This is a genomic window from Pedobacter jeongneungensis (genome assembly GCF_000633455.1).
GTDB lineage: Bacteria > Bacteroidota > Bacteroidia > Sphingobacteriales > Sphingobacteriaceae > Pedobacter > Pedobacter jeongneungensis_A.
Genome location: NZ_AYMG01000006.1, coordinates 204,077 through 221,004, shown reverse-complemented (window position 1 = coordinate 221,004; position 16,928 = coordinate 204,077). Strand labels below are relative to the sequence as shown.

Below are 16,928 nucleotides of genomic sequence, written 5' to 3'. Positions count from 1 at the left end.
GATATGACTAAAAAATATACTTTACGTTTATTTGCCTTGCTGTGCTTTTTATTTGCGTCTGCTATCGCTGGTGCGCAGCAAATTAACTACGTGCGGGGTAAGATTATTGATAAAAAAGATAAACAACCCATCATTGGTGCTTCGGTGGTAATTGTTGATAAAGACCGCAGGGTAATAAAAGGCGTATCATCAGATATTGATGGTAACTATACATTGCCCGTTGCCGATAAAACCTACCGGATTTCGGTTTCGTACATTGGCTATAAATCAACTGCGCCAATTGCCATTGATAAAGCCACTATTAACTTTCAGTTAGAGGCTTCCGATAACCAGATGGACGAAGTGCAGATCGTTTCGAAAGCCAAAGCCGATAATGGCAGCGGGATGAGTATCGATAAACGCGATCAAACTTCTGCTATAGGCACCATCAATGCCAAAGAACTGGAAGATATGCAGGCTGCCTCTATTGATCAGGCTTTGCAGGGCCGTTTGGCCGGTTTGGACATTGCAGCAAGCAGTGGCGATCCCGGTGCCCCAATGCAGATCCGGATCCGTGGTACATCTTCCATCAATGGTGCTGTAGATCCCTTGATCGTAGTAGATGGGATGCCTTATGATATCTCCATTCCAACTGATTTTAACTTTGCAACTTCTGATGAGACTAATTACGGGCAGTTATTAAACATCGCCCCATCAGATATTAAAGATATTAGTGTATTAAAAGATGCTGCGGCCACCGCTATCTGGGGTTCGAGGGCAGCAAACGGCGTTTTGGTGATCAATACCAAAAGGGGAACCATGGGGCCGCCTAGTATTTCTTATAATTTTAAAGGTTCTTACTCAAAACAGCCCAGCCCTATCCCAATGCTTAACGGTAACCAATATTCATCGTTGGTTTTAGAAGAATTTTATAATGCAGGCCGTCAGTTCTCTACTTCAGATTTTGCTAAACAATTCCAGTACGATCCGAACGATCCGTACAATTTTTATAATTACAGTAACAATACCGATTGGTTAAAATCGATAACCCAAATTGGATATCTTCAGGACCATAACCTCTCCATTTCTGGTGGTGGCGAAAAAGCCAGATACCGTGCCTCGGTAAATTATTTTAATCAGGAAGGTACTACCAAAGGTACGAGTTTGGGCCGTTTAAGTGCCAGGGTGAATTTAGATTATCAGGTATCCACTAAAATTAAGTTCAGTGCGGATATTGTGTATACCCACATTGATAATCAAAACCTATATTCTCCTGGGGTGAGAGATGTGGCCTATAGTAAAATGCCAAATCAAGCTGTTTACGAATATGACGAATATGGAAACTTAACCTCAAATTACTTTAGTCCTGCAACTACTGCTCAGGGTAGTTTTGGATACGACTTTGGTAAAAATAAAATATCAGGAACTTACAATCCTCTGGCTATGGCCATGGCAGCAAGCAACCACCAGCTTGGGGAAAGGATAATACCAAAATTCGGGTTGCAATACCAAATCATCCCAGATCGTTTGAGACTGAATGCAAATTTTCAGGCTGATATTAACAACACAAAAATTAAAACATTTTTACCTCAAATTGCAACGGGCAGACCATTTTCAGAGCAGGTTGTAAATTATGCCAGCGATTCGGATGGTGATGCTTTTACTATGGCCACCAATATAACACTTGCATATACGCCAGAATTAGGAAAAAAACACGATTTAATTGCCTTTGCCAGGTTTGACAGTAACGATAGCCGTAGAACCGGACAAAGTATGTTTGCCACCAATACCGCATCATCTTTCCTCGCAGATCCTTCAATTGATGGCCGTACAAATGCTGTTGGCTCTGCGTCTTCATCATTTGCACAAAGCCGTTCGGTGGGTTTATTGTTAAATGCACAATACAAATTTTTAGACCGCTATATTTTTAATGCCGGTATCAGGGGTGATGGTAACTCTAAGTTTGGCCCGAATAACCGTTATGGCGTGTTCCCTTCGGCATCACTTCGCTGGCGGATTTCGGGTGAGCCATTTATGAAAAGGACTGAAAAATATATTGATGATTTTAGTTTTAGGGCAAGTTACGGTATTGTGGGAAATGCACCCCGTGGTGATTACACTTATCTAAATACCTATCAGAATTATGGTTTCAGTTACCTGGGCATGTCTGGCGTATATTCAAGCAATCTCGAACTGTCAGATTTAAGGTGGGAAAAAGTAGCACAATCTAACCTTGGGCTTACCCTTAATATGTTCAAGAATGCCATTAATATGGATTTCGACATCTACCGGAAGCGCACAACGGATTTATTTTATCCTGGTATTGCCATACCAACCTATAATGGTTATTCTGGTGTAGATCTGAATGTGGGTACGATGGATAACCAGGGTTGGGAATTTAACCTGAATGCTACACTGATCAGAAAGAAAAATTTTAGATGGGACTTTAGCTTTAATATTTCGCATAATGAAAATATCATCCGCGAAATCGACCCGCTTTATCCCCGTGAAAACAAAGGAAAAATTACCACAAACAATGTGTTTAAGGTTTACATCCAGGAAAATAACCCCTTTGGCTCTTTTTATGGATTTAAGTTCAAAGGCGTTTACAAAGACCTGAACTCTACCATTGCGCTGGATGAAAGCGGTAACCAGATCGTTGGTCCAAATGGCCAAAAAGTGTATATGCGTTTTGCTTATCCATCTATCGATTACGTATTCCAGCCTGGTGATGCCATGTATGAAGACATTAACCACGACGGAAATATCGACTACAAGGATATTGTGTATTTAGGGAACAGTAATCCAAACTTAACCGGAGGTTTTGGTACAGGCATTACCATCAATGGCAACATCCGCTTTGGTGCTAATTTTAGCTACCGCACCGGTTATCAGATCATCAACGGAACAAAGATTACCACCACCAATATGAACGGTTTTAGTAACCAAAGTACAGCCGTATTAAGACGTTGGAGGGCCGAAGGTGATGTAACCGATATGCCCAGGGCAGTTTATGCAACCGGATATAACTTCTTAGGGTCAGATCGCTATGTAGAAGATGGTTCCTACCTGCGTTTACGCAGTGTAACCCTGAAATATGATTTTAGTAAAAACTTTATGAAAAGACTAGGGATGAAAAGTTTAAGTGCCAATTTGATGGTAGAGAATATTTTAACCTTTACCAAATATACAGGTCAGGATCCAGAGGTGCCGGTAAAACTAACCGCGTTTTCTACCGTGGTTGATAACTCTACCACACCTCCAATCAAAACAGTTACTCTTGGTTTAACCGCAAATTTTTAATCAGCCACAGCATGAAAAAGATTTTATATAGTACAGGCATAATCGTGATGCTGATCATGAGCAGTTCATGTAAAAAATGGTTGGATTTACAGCCCCGGGATGGCATTACCCGCCAGGGTTTTTGGAAAACCAAAGAAGATATCCAGGCTGCTGTTGCAGGTTGTTATGCCTCTTTATTGGCCCCTCCTCCGAGCATTAACGATAAAGCTTTAACCGAATACATATTTATATATGGCGAAATACGCGCCGATATGATCGATGCCGGCCCGAGTGGGACTATCGAGGAAAAAGATATTTTTGACAACAATATTGTTCAAAGCAATACCTTAACCAGCTGGGCTGCTTTTTACCGCACCATTAACTTTTGCAATACCGTACTGGATTTTGCACCTGCGGTAAAGGGAACCGATCCTACCTTAACCGACGCACAATTAAATGCCTACATCAGTGAGGCACTCGCGCTTAGGAGCATGATGTATTTTTATCTGGTCAGGAATTTTAGGGATGTACCCTTAAAATTAACTTCTTCATCAAAAGATACCGATCTGCAGGAGCTTACTAAAACACCTGCTGCCGATATTCTGAATCAGATTGTAGCCGATTTAAAAAAGGCTGAAGCCGGTGCGGTAAATACCTATGGCAATACTGTATCAGATAAAGGAAGAATTACAAAATTTACGGTTAATGCTTTGTTGGCCGATGTGTATTTATGGATGGATAATTTTACCGGCTGCATTACCGAGTGCAACAAAATTATGGATTCGCAGAAGTTTGCCGTTCAGGGCGCAGGTTCTGGCTGGTATAACAACGTATTTTACAATGGCAGTTCAACAGAAACCATTTTCGAATTCTCGAACAAGAATTCGGTAAACAATGTATTCTATAATTTACTCGTACAATCTAAAAAACGCTTTATTGCTTCGGGTATTTTAACTTCCGATATATTCACTCCGGATGATGTGGATCCCGATCGCATTTATGACATCCGGGCTTCGGCATTTTACAGTGGCGATAACAGTATTGTTAAGTATGGTACCGAAAACCCTTCGTATGTAAACTGGCAGGCTTACCGCTTATCCGATATCTGGATGCTAAAAGCAGAGGCTTTGGCTTATACGGGGGCAGGGGCAGATGCCATTAACCTGATTAAAGATTTGAGGTTGAAAAGAAACGCGGTTAAAATGACCGAGCAAAGTCCGGATGAAAATGATAAGGATGCCATATGCGATTATATTTTGGCTGAACGATCACGCGAATTTGCCTTTGAAGGCAAACGCTGGTACGATTTATTGCGGATCGCAAAACACGAAAACTACAGGCGCATTAACGTATTGCTCGATATGGTTGCCAGAACGGTATCACCTGCCGTGCAACAATCGGCTATAACCAAATTTAGAGATGTAAACAGCCATTATTTACCGATTAATGAAAATGAGCTTTTTGCCGATTCAAAACTTGTCCAAAATCCATTTTACACCAAATAAATTTTAGCATGATGAAAAATAATCCAAATGTACGCAGCTTCGCCATATTGATGGTGATATGCGTTATTGCTTTTATATTTATAAATGCATGTAAAAGAGAGTCGTATACTATAGCCACTACCGATGACGTAAACATTACAGGCTATTTAGATAAATACCCGGATAAGTTCTCGATGATGAGACAGATTGTAGAGCGCTCGGGAACAGCGGGCTATTTGGGTGCTTATGGCAGATATACCTTATTTACGCCTACCAACGATGCCGTTACCGCCTGGCTTAAAGGCATTGGCAAAGCAAACGTATCCGATTTAACTGTTGAGCAATCGAAGGATATGGTTAAATTCCATTTACTGCCCGATACGGTTGCAACCAATCGCTTCACAGATGGGAAATTACCTCAGATTACCTTATATGGCCAGTACCTGCAAACAGGTGCAATAAACGACGGCGGTGTAAGTAGCTATATTGTAAATAAACAGGCGAAAATTAGTCAATCTAATGTAAGGCTGGGAAATGGGATTATCCATGTGATAGATCACGTTCTCATTCCCGCAACATTAACAACGGCCCAAACCATCGAGGCAAGCGGCCGATATAAATATTTTACGCAGGCCTTAAAAGAAACCGGTTTCTACGATTCGTTAAATGTGGCCTCATCGGCAGTAAAAGATACCACCCGTCGCCTTCAAACCGCCATTATCGAATCAGATTCTGCTTTGGTAAAAGCGGGTTACTCCAGTTACGAAGCGTTTAAAGCTAAATTTTCTAAAACCGGAGATCCGAAAAACCATAACGATAGTTTGTGGTTATACATCGCCTATCACCTTTCGGCTGGTGCAACATATACACCAGATATTATTTCATCAACAACCATTAACACTTTAGCCCCAAAAGAAGTCGTTACAACCAAATACATTAACCAGAAGATTTTACTTAACGACGATGAGTTTAACGGTGTGTTAGAGCCTGGAGTAGAAGTAAACAGAACCTTTAGCAACATCACAACAGCTAACGGTGTACTCCACGAAACCAAAAACCTGTATGCCATTAAGGTACGTTACCCAACAGCCGTATTTTTTGATGTGTGTGACCAACCAGAACTAAAAGCAAATCCAATTTGGCGCGGCCGTAACGGTGCAACAAGCGGTACAATACCCTTATTTGCCAATGGTGCCAGTACATTAGCCGGATTAAGGGTAAATAACCCGGCAAAGGCAACCTTACCTCAATACTATGATTACGCAGTATCCGTTTTTGGGCAGACCAGAAGAGTGGCTTACGATGATAAATTAGTATTGTCATTAGGTTTAACCAATGCAAACCGGGCAATATGGGTAGAGTTAAAAACGCCAATGCTCGTAAAAGGTAAATATAAGGTTTGGGTTTGTTACAGCTACAATGGTTCATCGCCGCTTTGCCAGGTGGGTGTAGATGTTGGCACACCAGATGCACAGATATTACCCAATTTGGTTGATTTCAGGCAATCGCTTACTTCTTCGGGTATGACCGATGCAGGTGCCGCCTTACCAAGTTCTGATCCCTTAATGCTTGCCCAGGGTTTTAAACGTTATCTGGCTACCACCAACGATAAGGATAAAAATGGCAATGTGGGCTTAATCCAGCCTGCTGTTAAAAATAACTGGGGAAGTGCCGTAGCACGTTTAGCCGGAACGGTAAATATTACCACAACCGATAGGCACTGGATCAGGTTAACCATGGTAGGTGGTACCGAGGCATCTGGTACAGGGTCGGGAGGTACCTGGTTGGATATGATCCAATTTATACCAGAAAACGACGATCAGAACTATCCAAGGTTTTCACCAGGTAAAGACGGCCTGATTTTTCAAAAACCCTAACCATTAAATATGAGGTTGTGCCACATGCATGGTGGTACAACCTCATATTACAGCAAAACAATACACCTGTAAAGGGGAATAAAAGAATAGAAATGAAAAAAAATATACTAAATACCATATTATTACTGGGCACTGTGCTGTGGATGGGGAGCTGTAAAAATGCATTGGAGGAGCATAGCGAGATTGTGAATGTGGATAATACCACTGATCTGTTGCAAAAAATTGCCAGCCAGTCTAACTTAAGTAAGTTTGCCGAATACGTGAGGAGTACCGGTTATGATAAACTGCTCACTTCATCGCAAACTTATACGGTATGGGCGCCAACAAATGATGCATTGGCAACGCTTGATGCTGCCATTGTGAGCGATCCTGTTAAACTGAAAGATTTTGTGGCTAACCACATCGGTTTAACTGCTACTGCTGCACCTAAAGGGCTTACCGATACAGTTAAGGTATTGCTTCAAAATAAAAAATACGCTACCATGGTGGGCCCTACTTTCGAAGAAGCGGCTATTGTAGGTAAACCTGCTTTTGTAAAAAATGGTGCTTTATATGTGATTGATAAAGCGGTGCCAACCAGGTTAAATGTTTGGGATTTTATGCTCAGCAGCACCGATGCACCCATCCAAACCAACTACATTGCCAATTTATCTATACAGGTTATCGATACCGCCAATGCAACCATTATTGGTTATAATGCTTTGGGCAATCCAATATTTGCACCCAACCCACCAATGGTATCAAGAAATGCCTATTGGAACAGTGTTGCCGATTTGAGGACAGAAAGCCAGCAATATACCTTTTTTATGTTGCAGGATGCTACATTCAATACTGAGCGCAATCGTTTAGAGCCTTATTATCCAAATGGAGGTGCATTTATTTTGGTGCGCGATCTGGTAGCAAAAGGTTTATACACTTTGGATAAATTACCTGATACTCTGATTTCGACAAGGGGTGTTAAAATTCCCATCAAAAAATCGGCTATTGTAAAATCCTACCGCGCCAGTAACGGAATAGTATACGTCATGAATGCATTGCCATTCAGAACAAAGGATAAAGTGCCAACCTTTAAAATAGAAGGGGAAATACCCTTTAGCTTTAGGTCGGATAGAACAGGTAATACGCTTTACCGGTTAAAGTTGGATGATAAGGGCATCCCTTATAAAGACATCGAGGTGTATAACCATGGCGTTGCCGAATATTATATCCAGTACCTGTCAACCGTTGCCTCGGTTAAATACAAAGTCTATGCAAGGGCCATATCAGGCGGACCAGGCGATGCCCAGGTAGCCAATTTTACCCAAAGGTATTTTATTTACAACCCAACTACTTTGGTTTTCGATTTATTTGCCACACAAACTGTAACGCCTTTAAATTATGCGGAGGTTTACCTTGGCGATTACACGCCACAACAATATGGGACATTACAGTTACGCTTAACGGCGGCGAATATTACTTCGGTTAACCAAAATACGCTCATTTTAGATTACCTGCGATTTGAACCCATTCTTCCTTAAATAAGTAATCTGACTCAAAAAAAGACTATGCATAATTTTACCATCATAAGAAAAGGAATTTTACTTGCGCTGTTTGGGCTGATGTGCCCGGCTATGGCTTTTGCTCAGCAAACCGATACCAGCAAAACAGATTCGGGCCAATACAGTACCGATACTACAACGGTAAAGGTGAGACAGAAAAAACTGGTAGGCCAGAGAATAACAGGCGTTGTGGTAGATGGGTATACCAATAAGCCCATCACCGGAGCCAAACTCACCGTAACCGATTTTTCGGGTGCTTTAACCGATAATAATGGGAAGTTCAGCATTGTTGTTCCCGATTTTAACACGACTATTTTGGTCAGTTTTACCAATTACCACACCAAATTATTACCGGTACATAAAGGTAAGCTGGCTACCATTAAAATTTATCCAAATAGCTACAACTCGTTATTTACCGAGATAGTATTGCCTACAGGTACGCAAAACCTGGCGCGGTCTCAGTCGGCTTTAAGCTACCTGAACCTTCAGGGGGGCTGGAGCGTTAACTCAGAAACGCCAGACAGTTACATGCAAGGCCGTATGGCCGGGGTTAATGCGATTAGAAGATCAGGAACACCTGGTATCGGTGCCGATATTTTTGTACGCGGTTTCACTTCCTTATATGCAGCAAACCAGCCCTTATATGTTGTGGATGGCATGGTTTACGATGCCAATTCGTATGGTACATCGCTTACTACCGGACATAAGAACAATCCTTTACAGTTTATCGATGTGCGCGATATCGAAAACATCACCCTGATTAAAGATGCATCGGCCGCTGCTGTATATGGCACTAAATCAGCAAATGGCGTAATGATTATTACCACCAGCCACGCCAAAGATCTGGCCACACTGATCGATTTTTCTGCCTATACAGGGATTAATTTAAAGCCTAAAAAAATTAATGTAATGGGGGTAGACGATTACCGCAGTTATTTATCTGATGTTTTGAAAAGCCAGGGTTTAAGCGCCAGTGCAATTGCCGCTAAACCCTATATGAACGATGATCCAAATCCGGTAACCAATCCAACCTACCAGATGTACCATCAAAATACCGATTGGCAGAACCAGGTTTTTAAAAACAGTATCGATCAAAGTTATTATCTGAAAGTAAGTGGTGGCGATAATATTGCCAAATATGCACTTTCAGCAGGTTATTCATCCGATAAGGGCATTATCGATTCAACCAGTAACAACAGGTATTCTATGCGTTTCAACAGTGATTTAAATTTGACCAAGAAACTTACTGGAAATACCAATTTATCGTTTACCTATACCGAGCAGCGTTTAAAAGACCAGGGATTATCGGCCCGTTCAAATCCGATCTTCCTGTCGCTGGTTAAGGCGCCGTTTTTGGCCGTAAATGAAATTAGCGCAACCGGGGCGGTTTCACCAAACCTGGCCGAAGCCGATACCTTAGGCGTGAGTAATCCAAGGGCATTAATAGAAAAAGGACTAAATCAGAAAAAAGCCTACCGCTTTTTTGGTAACATTAATTTCGATTATGCTTTTAACAAAACATTCAAACTTTCCAACCTTACCGGTATAACCTACGATAAAACGCAGGAAACATTGTTTATTCCACGTAAAGGGGTAACCAACGAAATTTTGCCAACCACCATTGGCGATAGTAAACTGGGAACGCAGGTGATCCGCTATTTCAGTGTTTTCGATGATCTGCATTTAAGCTTCGACCGTAGGTTTGGCAAAGACCACACCCTACATGCCGCATTGGGTACACGTTATACTTCGAGCCAGAGTGAGCAGGATTATGCCATTGGTTACAATTCCGCAACAGATGTATTGATCAGTATTGGCAACAGTAATGCCGCCCTGCGCTATTTTGGAGGTGATATTGGTAAATGGAGCAATTTGAATAGCTATTTCACAGCCAATTATAATTATAAGGACAAGTATTATTTAAGCCTTAATGCTGCTGTAGATCAGTCGTCGAGGTTTGGCCGTAAAGATATTTCTTCTTCAGTACGCTACATTGGCGGTTATGGTTTAGATATCCTCGGTAATAAATCGGCTATTTTGCCTGCCTTAAGTGCTGCGTGGTTAATTTCTTCAGAGAATTTTATGCGCGATTATAAATACATCGATTTATTGAAATTCAGGTTAAGCTATGGTTTGGTTGGTAACGATGATATCGGTAACTATAACAACAGGCAATATTATGTTTCTCAGAACCTGTTGGGCTTACAGGGACTTGTTCGTGGCAACATTGCTAATCCTGGCATCCAATGGGAGCAGGTAGCCAAATTCAACACCGGTGTAGATGCTTCATTTTTTAATGAGCGTTTAAGCCTGAGCCTCGATTATTACATCCATACCACCAGTAAAATGTTGGCTTATGTGCCTGTTGCATCAGTTGGAGGTATCAATTCTTATATCGATAACCAGGGCGGTATGCGTACTTCAGGATTGGATTTTGGTTTAAACAGCCGCATTTTAAATAAAACCTTAAAATGGGATTTAGGCATTACACTGGGAACTTATAAAAATAAAATAAACAGTTTGCCTGGCAGCACCGATATTTTAACCAGTTATGCCAATGGAACCTATTTAACTAGGGTGGGCCAAACGGCCAATTTGTTTTACGGTCAGCGTACCAATGGTGTGTATGCCACCACTGCCGAAGCTACTGCTGCAGGGCTATCCATCAGGAATAGTTCGGGTGCTTTGGTGCCATTTACAGGTGGAGATACCAGGTTTATCGATACCAATGGCGATAAGATTATTAATGATGCAGACCGTGTGGTGATCGGCGACCCTAACCCTGATGTATATGGAAGTGTTAACAATACGTTCAGTTATAAAAACTGGAGTTTAGATGTGCTCTTCTCTTTTGTGGCGGGCAACGATATTTATAATTATACCCGTTCGGTACTGGAATCGGGAAACAGTTACTACAACCAGACTGATATTGTTCGGAACCGCTGGCGTGGAGAAGGCCAGGTAACCAATGTACCAAAAGCAAGTTATGGCGACCCAATGGGCAACGCACAATTTTCTGACCGGTGGATCGAAGACGGCTCTTACTTACGTTTGCGCACTGTGAATTTAACCTATAATGTACCGCTAAAAGCAAAGGCAATTAAATATGCCAGGCTTTATGCAACAGCCAACAATGTATTCACCTTAACCAATTACTTAGGTTACGACCCTGAGTTTAGTTCCTCGGGCAGTATTTTCACACAAGGTGTAGATACCACCTTAGAGCCTCAGTTCAGGTCGTTCCAACTGGGCGTTAGAATTGGTTTATAATTGATAATGTATAAAAAGATGAAGATGGATTTTAATAAAAAAATTGTTGCCTTTTTAGCAATAGCCCTGCTTGCAACAGGTTCATGGTCGTGCAAAAAAATTACAGATGAAGTACCCGAAGATAAATTGGATATTACCAATGCTTATCGGAATGTGGGTGATGCAGATGCAGCCGTAATTGGTGTTTATGGCCAGTTTTTGGGGCTCGAAAAGTTATACATTTTACAAAACGAACTGCGGGGCGATCTGGTAGATGTTACGGGTAATGCCGATGCTTATTTAAAGCAACTATCAAACCACACCACCAGCAAAGATAATCCGTATATCGATCCCAGGCCTTACTACGCGGTAATCTTAAATATTAACGACGCACTCAAAAACTTTAATTTAATGCTTGCCGACCATAGGATGAGTGTTGATGATTACAATAAACATTATTCCGATTTGGGTGCTTTGCGCAGTTTTATCTATTTACAGCTGGGTGCACAGTACGGTAGCGTTCCTTATATCACCGAACCGGTAGAGAAGGTAGAAGATGTTAAAAATTTAAGCCTTTACCCTCGCATATCTTTCGATGAACTGTTAACCCGACTAATTGATTTTACCGAAAAACTGCCTTACAAAGAGGTTTATTCTTATCCGGCAGGCAATGCATTAAATGTGGCCATCGACGGACAAAACACCCAAAAAATATTCATCTGTAAACCTTTTATCCTGGGCGATTTATATTTGTGGAAAGGCAATTATTTAAAGGCTGCAGAGAATTATGCTAAGGTGATGAATGTAGAAAATACCAATAGTAATATCAATGTACAGTTTGATGCGTATAAAGTGGTTGGTTATTTAAGCTCTGCCTACAACGACCTGGTGGTTCGTTATACCAGGGCCCAGGATGAAGGTGCTTTAATTACCGATGGCGGTTGGCGCAATATGTTTATACAGCCCACCAATAATATCACCTGGAATTCGGAGTTCTTTTGGGGCATACCCTATAACCCAAGTTATAAACCCGGCAATCCAATGGTTGATGTTTGCTCTTCTATATATGGCAAATATTTAATCAAACCTTCGCAGGCTGCGATAGATAACTGGGTTGCTCAAAGGCAATACAGCGGCATCCCTTACGATGCAAGAGGAAGATTATCTTACGAAAACTCGGCTGCTGGTCCGGTGATTACAAAATTAACCGATAACAATACTATTCTGAGCAGTTTTAACAAAGGTGGTAAATGGGGCATTTATCGTGCAGGTCTCTTGCATCTGCGTTTTTCTGAAGCGGCAAACCGCGATGGACAGAGCAAATTGGGTTGGGCCTTTTTAAACATCGGGATCCAGGATACCTATTATACAGGTACTTTCCTGAACGGGGCTAAATCTCCGGTATCTACGGCCGAGATTAACACCATGCAAACGCCTTATCCTACCTCATCGCCATACTATTTTGATGCAAGGAGCAATTCGGATTATAAATCGCCCTGGTACAGAAATACGGGGATTAGAAACAGGGCAAATGTGCGCCCAATTGATGTGAGCTTTCAAACGGATATGGTGGGCTTAGAAGGTAAAATTATTGATGAGGATGCATTGGAACTTGCATTTGAGGGGAGCCGCTGGCCAGATCTGGTACGCGTTGCCCGCAGGCAGAACAATCCGGCCTTCCTTGCCGAGAGGGTTTATCAAAAGCTGTTAAAAGCTGGAGATCCCAATGCGTCCGCAACCAGGGCAAAATTAATGGACCCCGCAAACTGGTATTTGCCATTTGACTGGAAATAAAATTGAACAAACTTTGTTTTAAGAAGGGCAGTATCATAATATAGATTTGTCATTTTGAGAGGTCAATTTTAGAAAAACATTGGATTGATGATGAAATGTTGCCTTGAATCGTCATTCCTAACCCGATAGCTATTGGGTTGATTGGGAATCTTAATGCTTTTAGGTTTTTAGGTGGCATTAAGATTCCCGCCTGCGCGGGAATGACGATCTTTCTTTTGGAATTTTATAATAACTCAATGTGACAAATAGGATTGAAATTACAAATATGATACAGTCAGCTTTTTTATTGTATTTAACAGGATACCGCAGGATGCAAAATAGAAAAGCTTTATTGATCTTTGATCAGATTGTGCGATCAATCTATTTAACCAGATATCTGCCCCAGCTCACCATGAAAAGACTAATTCTACTCACTTTTTTTGCCATTATGGGCTTAAATGCCAGTGCCCAGGAGTACATAATCACTAAATTTGGTGTAAGTGCTGATAGTACAAAATTAAATACCAAGGCCATTCAAGGTGTGATTGATAAAGCCTATCAAAAAGGAGGGGGAACAATAGTGATTCCGAAAGGTACTTACCTAACGGGCGCATTGTTTTTTAAACCCAAAACCAATTTGCTGTTGCAAGAGGGCGCCGTACTTAAAGGATCAGATAACATTAAAGATTATCCTTTTATCCCATCACGTATGGAAGGGAGGAGCCTGAAATATTTTGCCGCCTTAATTAATGCCACCAAGGTAGATGGTTTTAGCATTACAGGGCCGGGCACTATTGATGGCAACGGACTTAAATTCTGGAAAACATTTTGGTCGCATCGTGATTCAGTGAAACAGCTGGGTAGAGAATCTACAAACCTCGAAGTGAGTCGTCCGCGCCTGCTCTTTATATGGGGCTGTAATAACGTAAATATTAAAAATGTAAAATTGCGTAATTCCGGATTCTGGACCACCCATTTGTATCAGTGCAACAATGTGCTGATCGAAAATTGCGATATCCGTTCGCCATTCAGGCCCGTAAAAGCACCCAGTACTGATGGAATCGACATTGATGTTTGTAAAAAAGTAACCATCAGAGGCTGTTATATCTCGGTAAATGACGATGCCATCTGCATTAAAGGCGGGAAAGGTGTAGATGCCCAGAAACTGCCTGAAAACGGAATTGTGGAAGATATATTGATCGAAAACTGCACCATTGGCGAAGCCCATGCAACCCTAACCATGGGAAGCGAGTGTATTCATGCCCGCAACATAACCATGCGCAACTGTAAGGTAAATAATAACTGTCCTATTTTAAAGATGAAGATGCGTGGAGATACCTTTCAGCTTTACGAAAACATCACGGTAGAAAACATCACCGGTAAATGTGGCTCGATTATCGACTTAAATCCCTGGAAACAATTTTTCGACCTGGCGGGCAGTACGGCAAAACCCTTTGGTACCATCAGAAATATCAAACTTTCGAACATCAGGGTAGAGGCAGCAAAATTTGGCGAAATGGATGGCAATCCTGATGATAAAGTATCCGGTTTCCTTTTTAAAGATTTAGAAGTGATCACCAAAACGCCTTTTTTGAAAAATAAGTATCAGGATGTTCAAATTGATCATGTAATGGTAAACGGAGCACCTCTGGTTGTGAAACCTTAGTTAAGGCAAATCCGAAGTTTACCAGGATTGCATTAAAGCACTTCGGGAGTTTTATTGCTCCGCTCGTTTCCAAACGAGTGCGTAAATAGCATTACGATTGTATCGTTATAAACGATTGTTTATTAAACGCTCGTTAAAAACGAGCGCTAGCTCAACAAAAAGAATAATCCGTTAAACTGAACTTGTTTCAGTATCTATTATGCTATTAAGACCCTGAAATAAATTCAGAGTGACGGCCAGAGTAGGAAATTTCACATTTATTGCTCCGCTCGTTTCCAAACGAGTGCATAAATAGCATTACGATTGTATCGTTATAAACAAGCGTTAGTGGTAAAAAAATGCAAGATAACCTACCAATCCAGTTTCAGCAAGCCTACACCTTGCCTTGCCAATTCAATTTCAAACGCACCAGATTCCGTGTCGAACTTCTTTGGTTTTCCGATCATTTTAAGCTGTCCTGATTTTTCTAATGTGGCAATCTGTTTTGTGTCAGGATTTTGTGGTGAGCCCATCTTTTTCCATTCCGAATAAGAATTGCTGTTTTCTGTATCAATACGGTACTCGGTTATGGTTACGGTTTTAACAGGCAATTTATTCAATACAATAGAAACAAGATCTTTTGAATCTGTTTTATCCTCATCGTGGTAATTCCAAACCATCACAGCTGCGGTTTTCTGATCTTTGCTCGCCAGTACACCCACGTCGGTTTGTGGTTTTCTGATGCTCGAATCTAAAATAGCATTTAACTTGTACATCCGGTTGCTTGTGGCTTCAACACGGTTGCCTTTCATCATACCAAACATCCTGAATACATTTAAAACCGGTTTATCGACACCGTTGGTGGCTAAATCCCTAAAACCAGCAAACCATGGTTGGTTTTCAAACTCAAACGACCAGGTAACAGCGCCCAATAAATTGATTTTATATTGATCAGTCAGTTCATAAAGTCTGGCAAATGAAGCTGCGGTATAACTAGAGTACATGGTGCCGTTGCGGTAGGCATTTTCTGGATTGGTACTCATGCCACAGGCGGCACATCCCTCGGGATCAGATTCGCCGATAATTACGGGTATATTTTTAAGTTGAGGGTATTTGCTGATGATCTTATAGTTGCCATCAATATTACGCAGCTGGTTTCTGACATTCATCACTACTGTTCCATTCACTACCCTGGGTGATCCTTTGGCATGGAAAAGAACAGCATCCAAAGGAGAACCGATTTTACCCGTTACATAGTTGGTATCGTTTAGGCAGTGGTTTATAAAGGCATCTAAATACTTCGTTCCGCCACCTGTAACATTGGCGCCACCAATTTTCGCAGTGGGTAGGGCACGTTTAAGTCCATCTGCAGCATAATCGTAAAGTTTAAAGAATTCGGCCTGGGTACCTTTCCAATAAGCACCATCAGGCTCATTCCATACTTCCCAATACCAGCTTTCTACTTCTGCTTTGCCATAACGTGTAACGCAATGTTTTACCCATTCGTAAACCAGGTTGCCCCATTTTTTATAATCTTTTGGTGGATAGGCCCATCCTGTTAAAATCTCATCATACCGGGCGCCAGGTTTCCATTTGTGCTGGTAAGGTTGAGGTTTGGTAGATAGCGCTTCGGGCATAAATCCAATCTGTGCCAAAGGTTTCATACCTCTTTTTACATAGGTGTCGAAAATCTGATCAACAATTTTCCAGTTGTAAATGGGGTTTCCATTGGCATCTTCTGTATAAGCGTTCGTCGATCCCCATTTTAAAGCCGGTGTGCCATCACCAGAGGTTAATAAATTGTGTGCCCTAACGTATACCGGAACAGGACTTAATCTGGAAATTTCTGTCAGTAATTTCTGCCCATCCTTCATATAAGTGTAATTTGGTTCATCATAGCCAAACCAGGCCCATATTGGTTTCATGGGTGCAATGTTCCGGTCAAAATTAACTTCAATGCTGGCTTTAGACTGTGCATTTACCGTATGGATAAATGCGGTTAGGCTAAAGAATAGGAGGTAAGCGTTTTTTAATATTTTCATGCCTTATTTTATTTAATGTTAGTCTGAGCGTAGTCGAAGCTTATTTAATTTGAATAAAT

Annotated in this window: 8 protein-coding genes; 7 read left to right on the top strand and 1 reads right to left on the bottom strand. The window is 41.3% G+C overall.

Translation table 11 applies throughout. From position 1 onward, the window contains the following. The first annotated feature begins 3 nt into the window (after positions 1-3). From U859_RS0105705 to U859_RS0105675, 7 genes are all read left to right on the top strand, one after another. On the top strand, positions 4-3,282 hold the full coding sequence (locus U859_RS0105705; protein ID WP_025142462.1) for a SusC/RagA family TonB-linked outer membrane protein: 3,279 nt from the start codon (positions 4-6) through the stop codon (positions 3,280-3,282). 11 nt (positions 3,283-3,293) lie between these two features. Then, positions 3,294-4,766 carry a RagB/SusD family nutrient uptake outer membrane protein gene (locus tag U859_RS0105700; RefSeq protein WP_025142461.1) on the top strand — a complete coding sequence of 491 codons (1,473 nt, stop codon included), beginning with the start codon at positions 3,294-3,296 and terminating at the stop codon, positions 4,764-4,766. Between the two features lie 8 nt (positions 4,767-4,774). Further along, positions 4,775-6,622 (top strand): fasciclin domain-containing protein, encoded by a 1,848-nt coding sequence (locus tag U859_RS0105695; protein WP_084153029.1) that lies wholly within the window; start codon positions 4,775-4,777, stop codon positions 6,620-6,622. Between the two features lie 92 nt (positions 6,623-6,714). Continuing rightward, on the top strand, positions 6,715-8,139 hold the full coding sequence (locus U859_RS0105690) for a fasciclin domain-containing protein (protein ID WP_162799876.1): 1,425 nt from the start codon (positions 6,715-6,717) through the stop codon (positions 8,137-8,139). A 27-nt stretch (positions 8,140-8,166) separates the two neighbouring features. Further along, positions 8,167-11,430, top strand: a complete 3,264-nt coding sequence (locus U859_RS0105685) for a SusC/RagA family TonB-linked outer membrane protein (protein ID WP_025142458.1) — start codon at positions 8,167-8,169, stop codon at positions 11,428-11,430. A 24-nt stretch (positions 11,431-11,454) separates the two neighbouring features. Continuing rightward, positions 11,455-13,203, top strand: coding sequence for a RagB/SusD family nutrient uptake outer membrane protein (locus U859_RS0105680; protein ID WP_025142457.1), 1,749 nt, complete (start codon positions 11,455-11,457; stop codon positions 13,201-13,203). A 310-nt stretch (positions 13,204-13,513) separates the two neighbouring features. Then, complete coding sequence (locus U859_RS0105675) at positions 13,514-14,848, top strand: glycoside hydrolase family 28 protein (RefSeq protein WP_240183016.1); 1,335 nt, start codon at positions 13,514-13,516, stop codon at positions 14,846-14,848. 350 nt (positions 14,849-15,198) lie between these two features. Here the strand turns inward: U859_RS0105675 and U859_RS0105670 are convergent, their stop codons facing one another. After that, positions 15,199-16,869 (bottom strand): GH39 family glycosyl hydrolase, encoded by a 1,671-nt coding sequence (locus tag U859_RS0105670; protein WP_025142455.1) that lies wholly within the window; start codon positions 16,867-16,869, stop codon positions 15,199-15,201. Between the last annotated feature and the right edge of the window lie 59 nt (positions 16,870-16,928).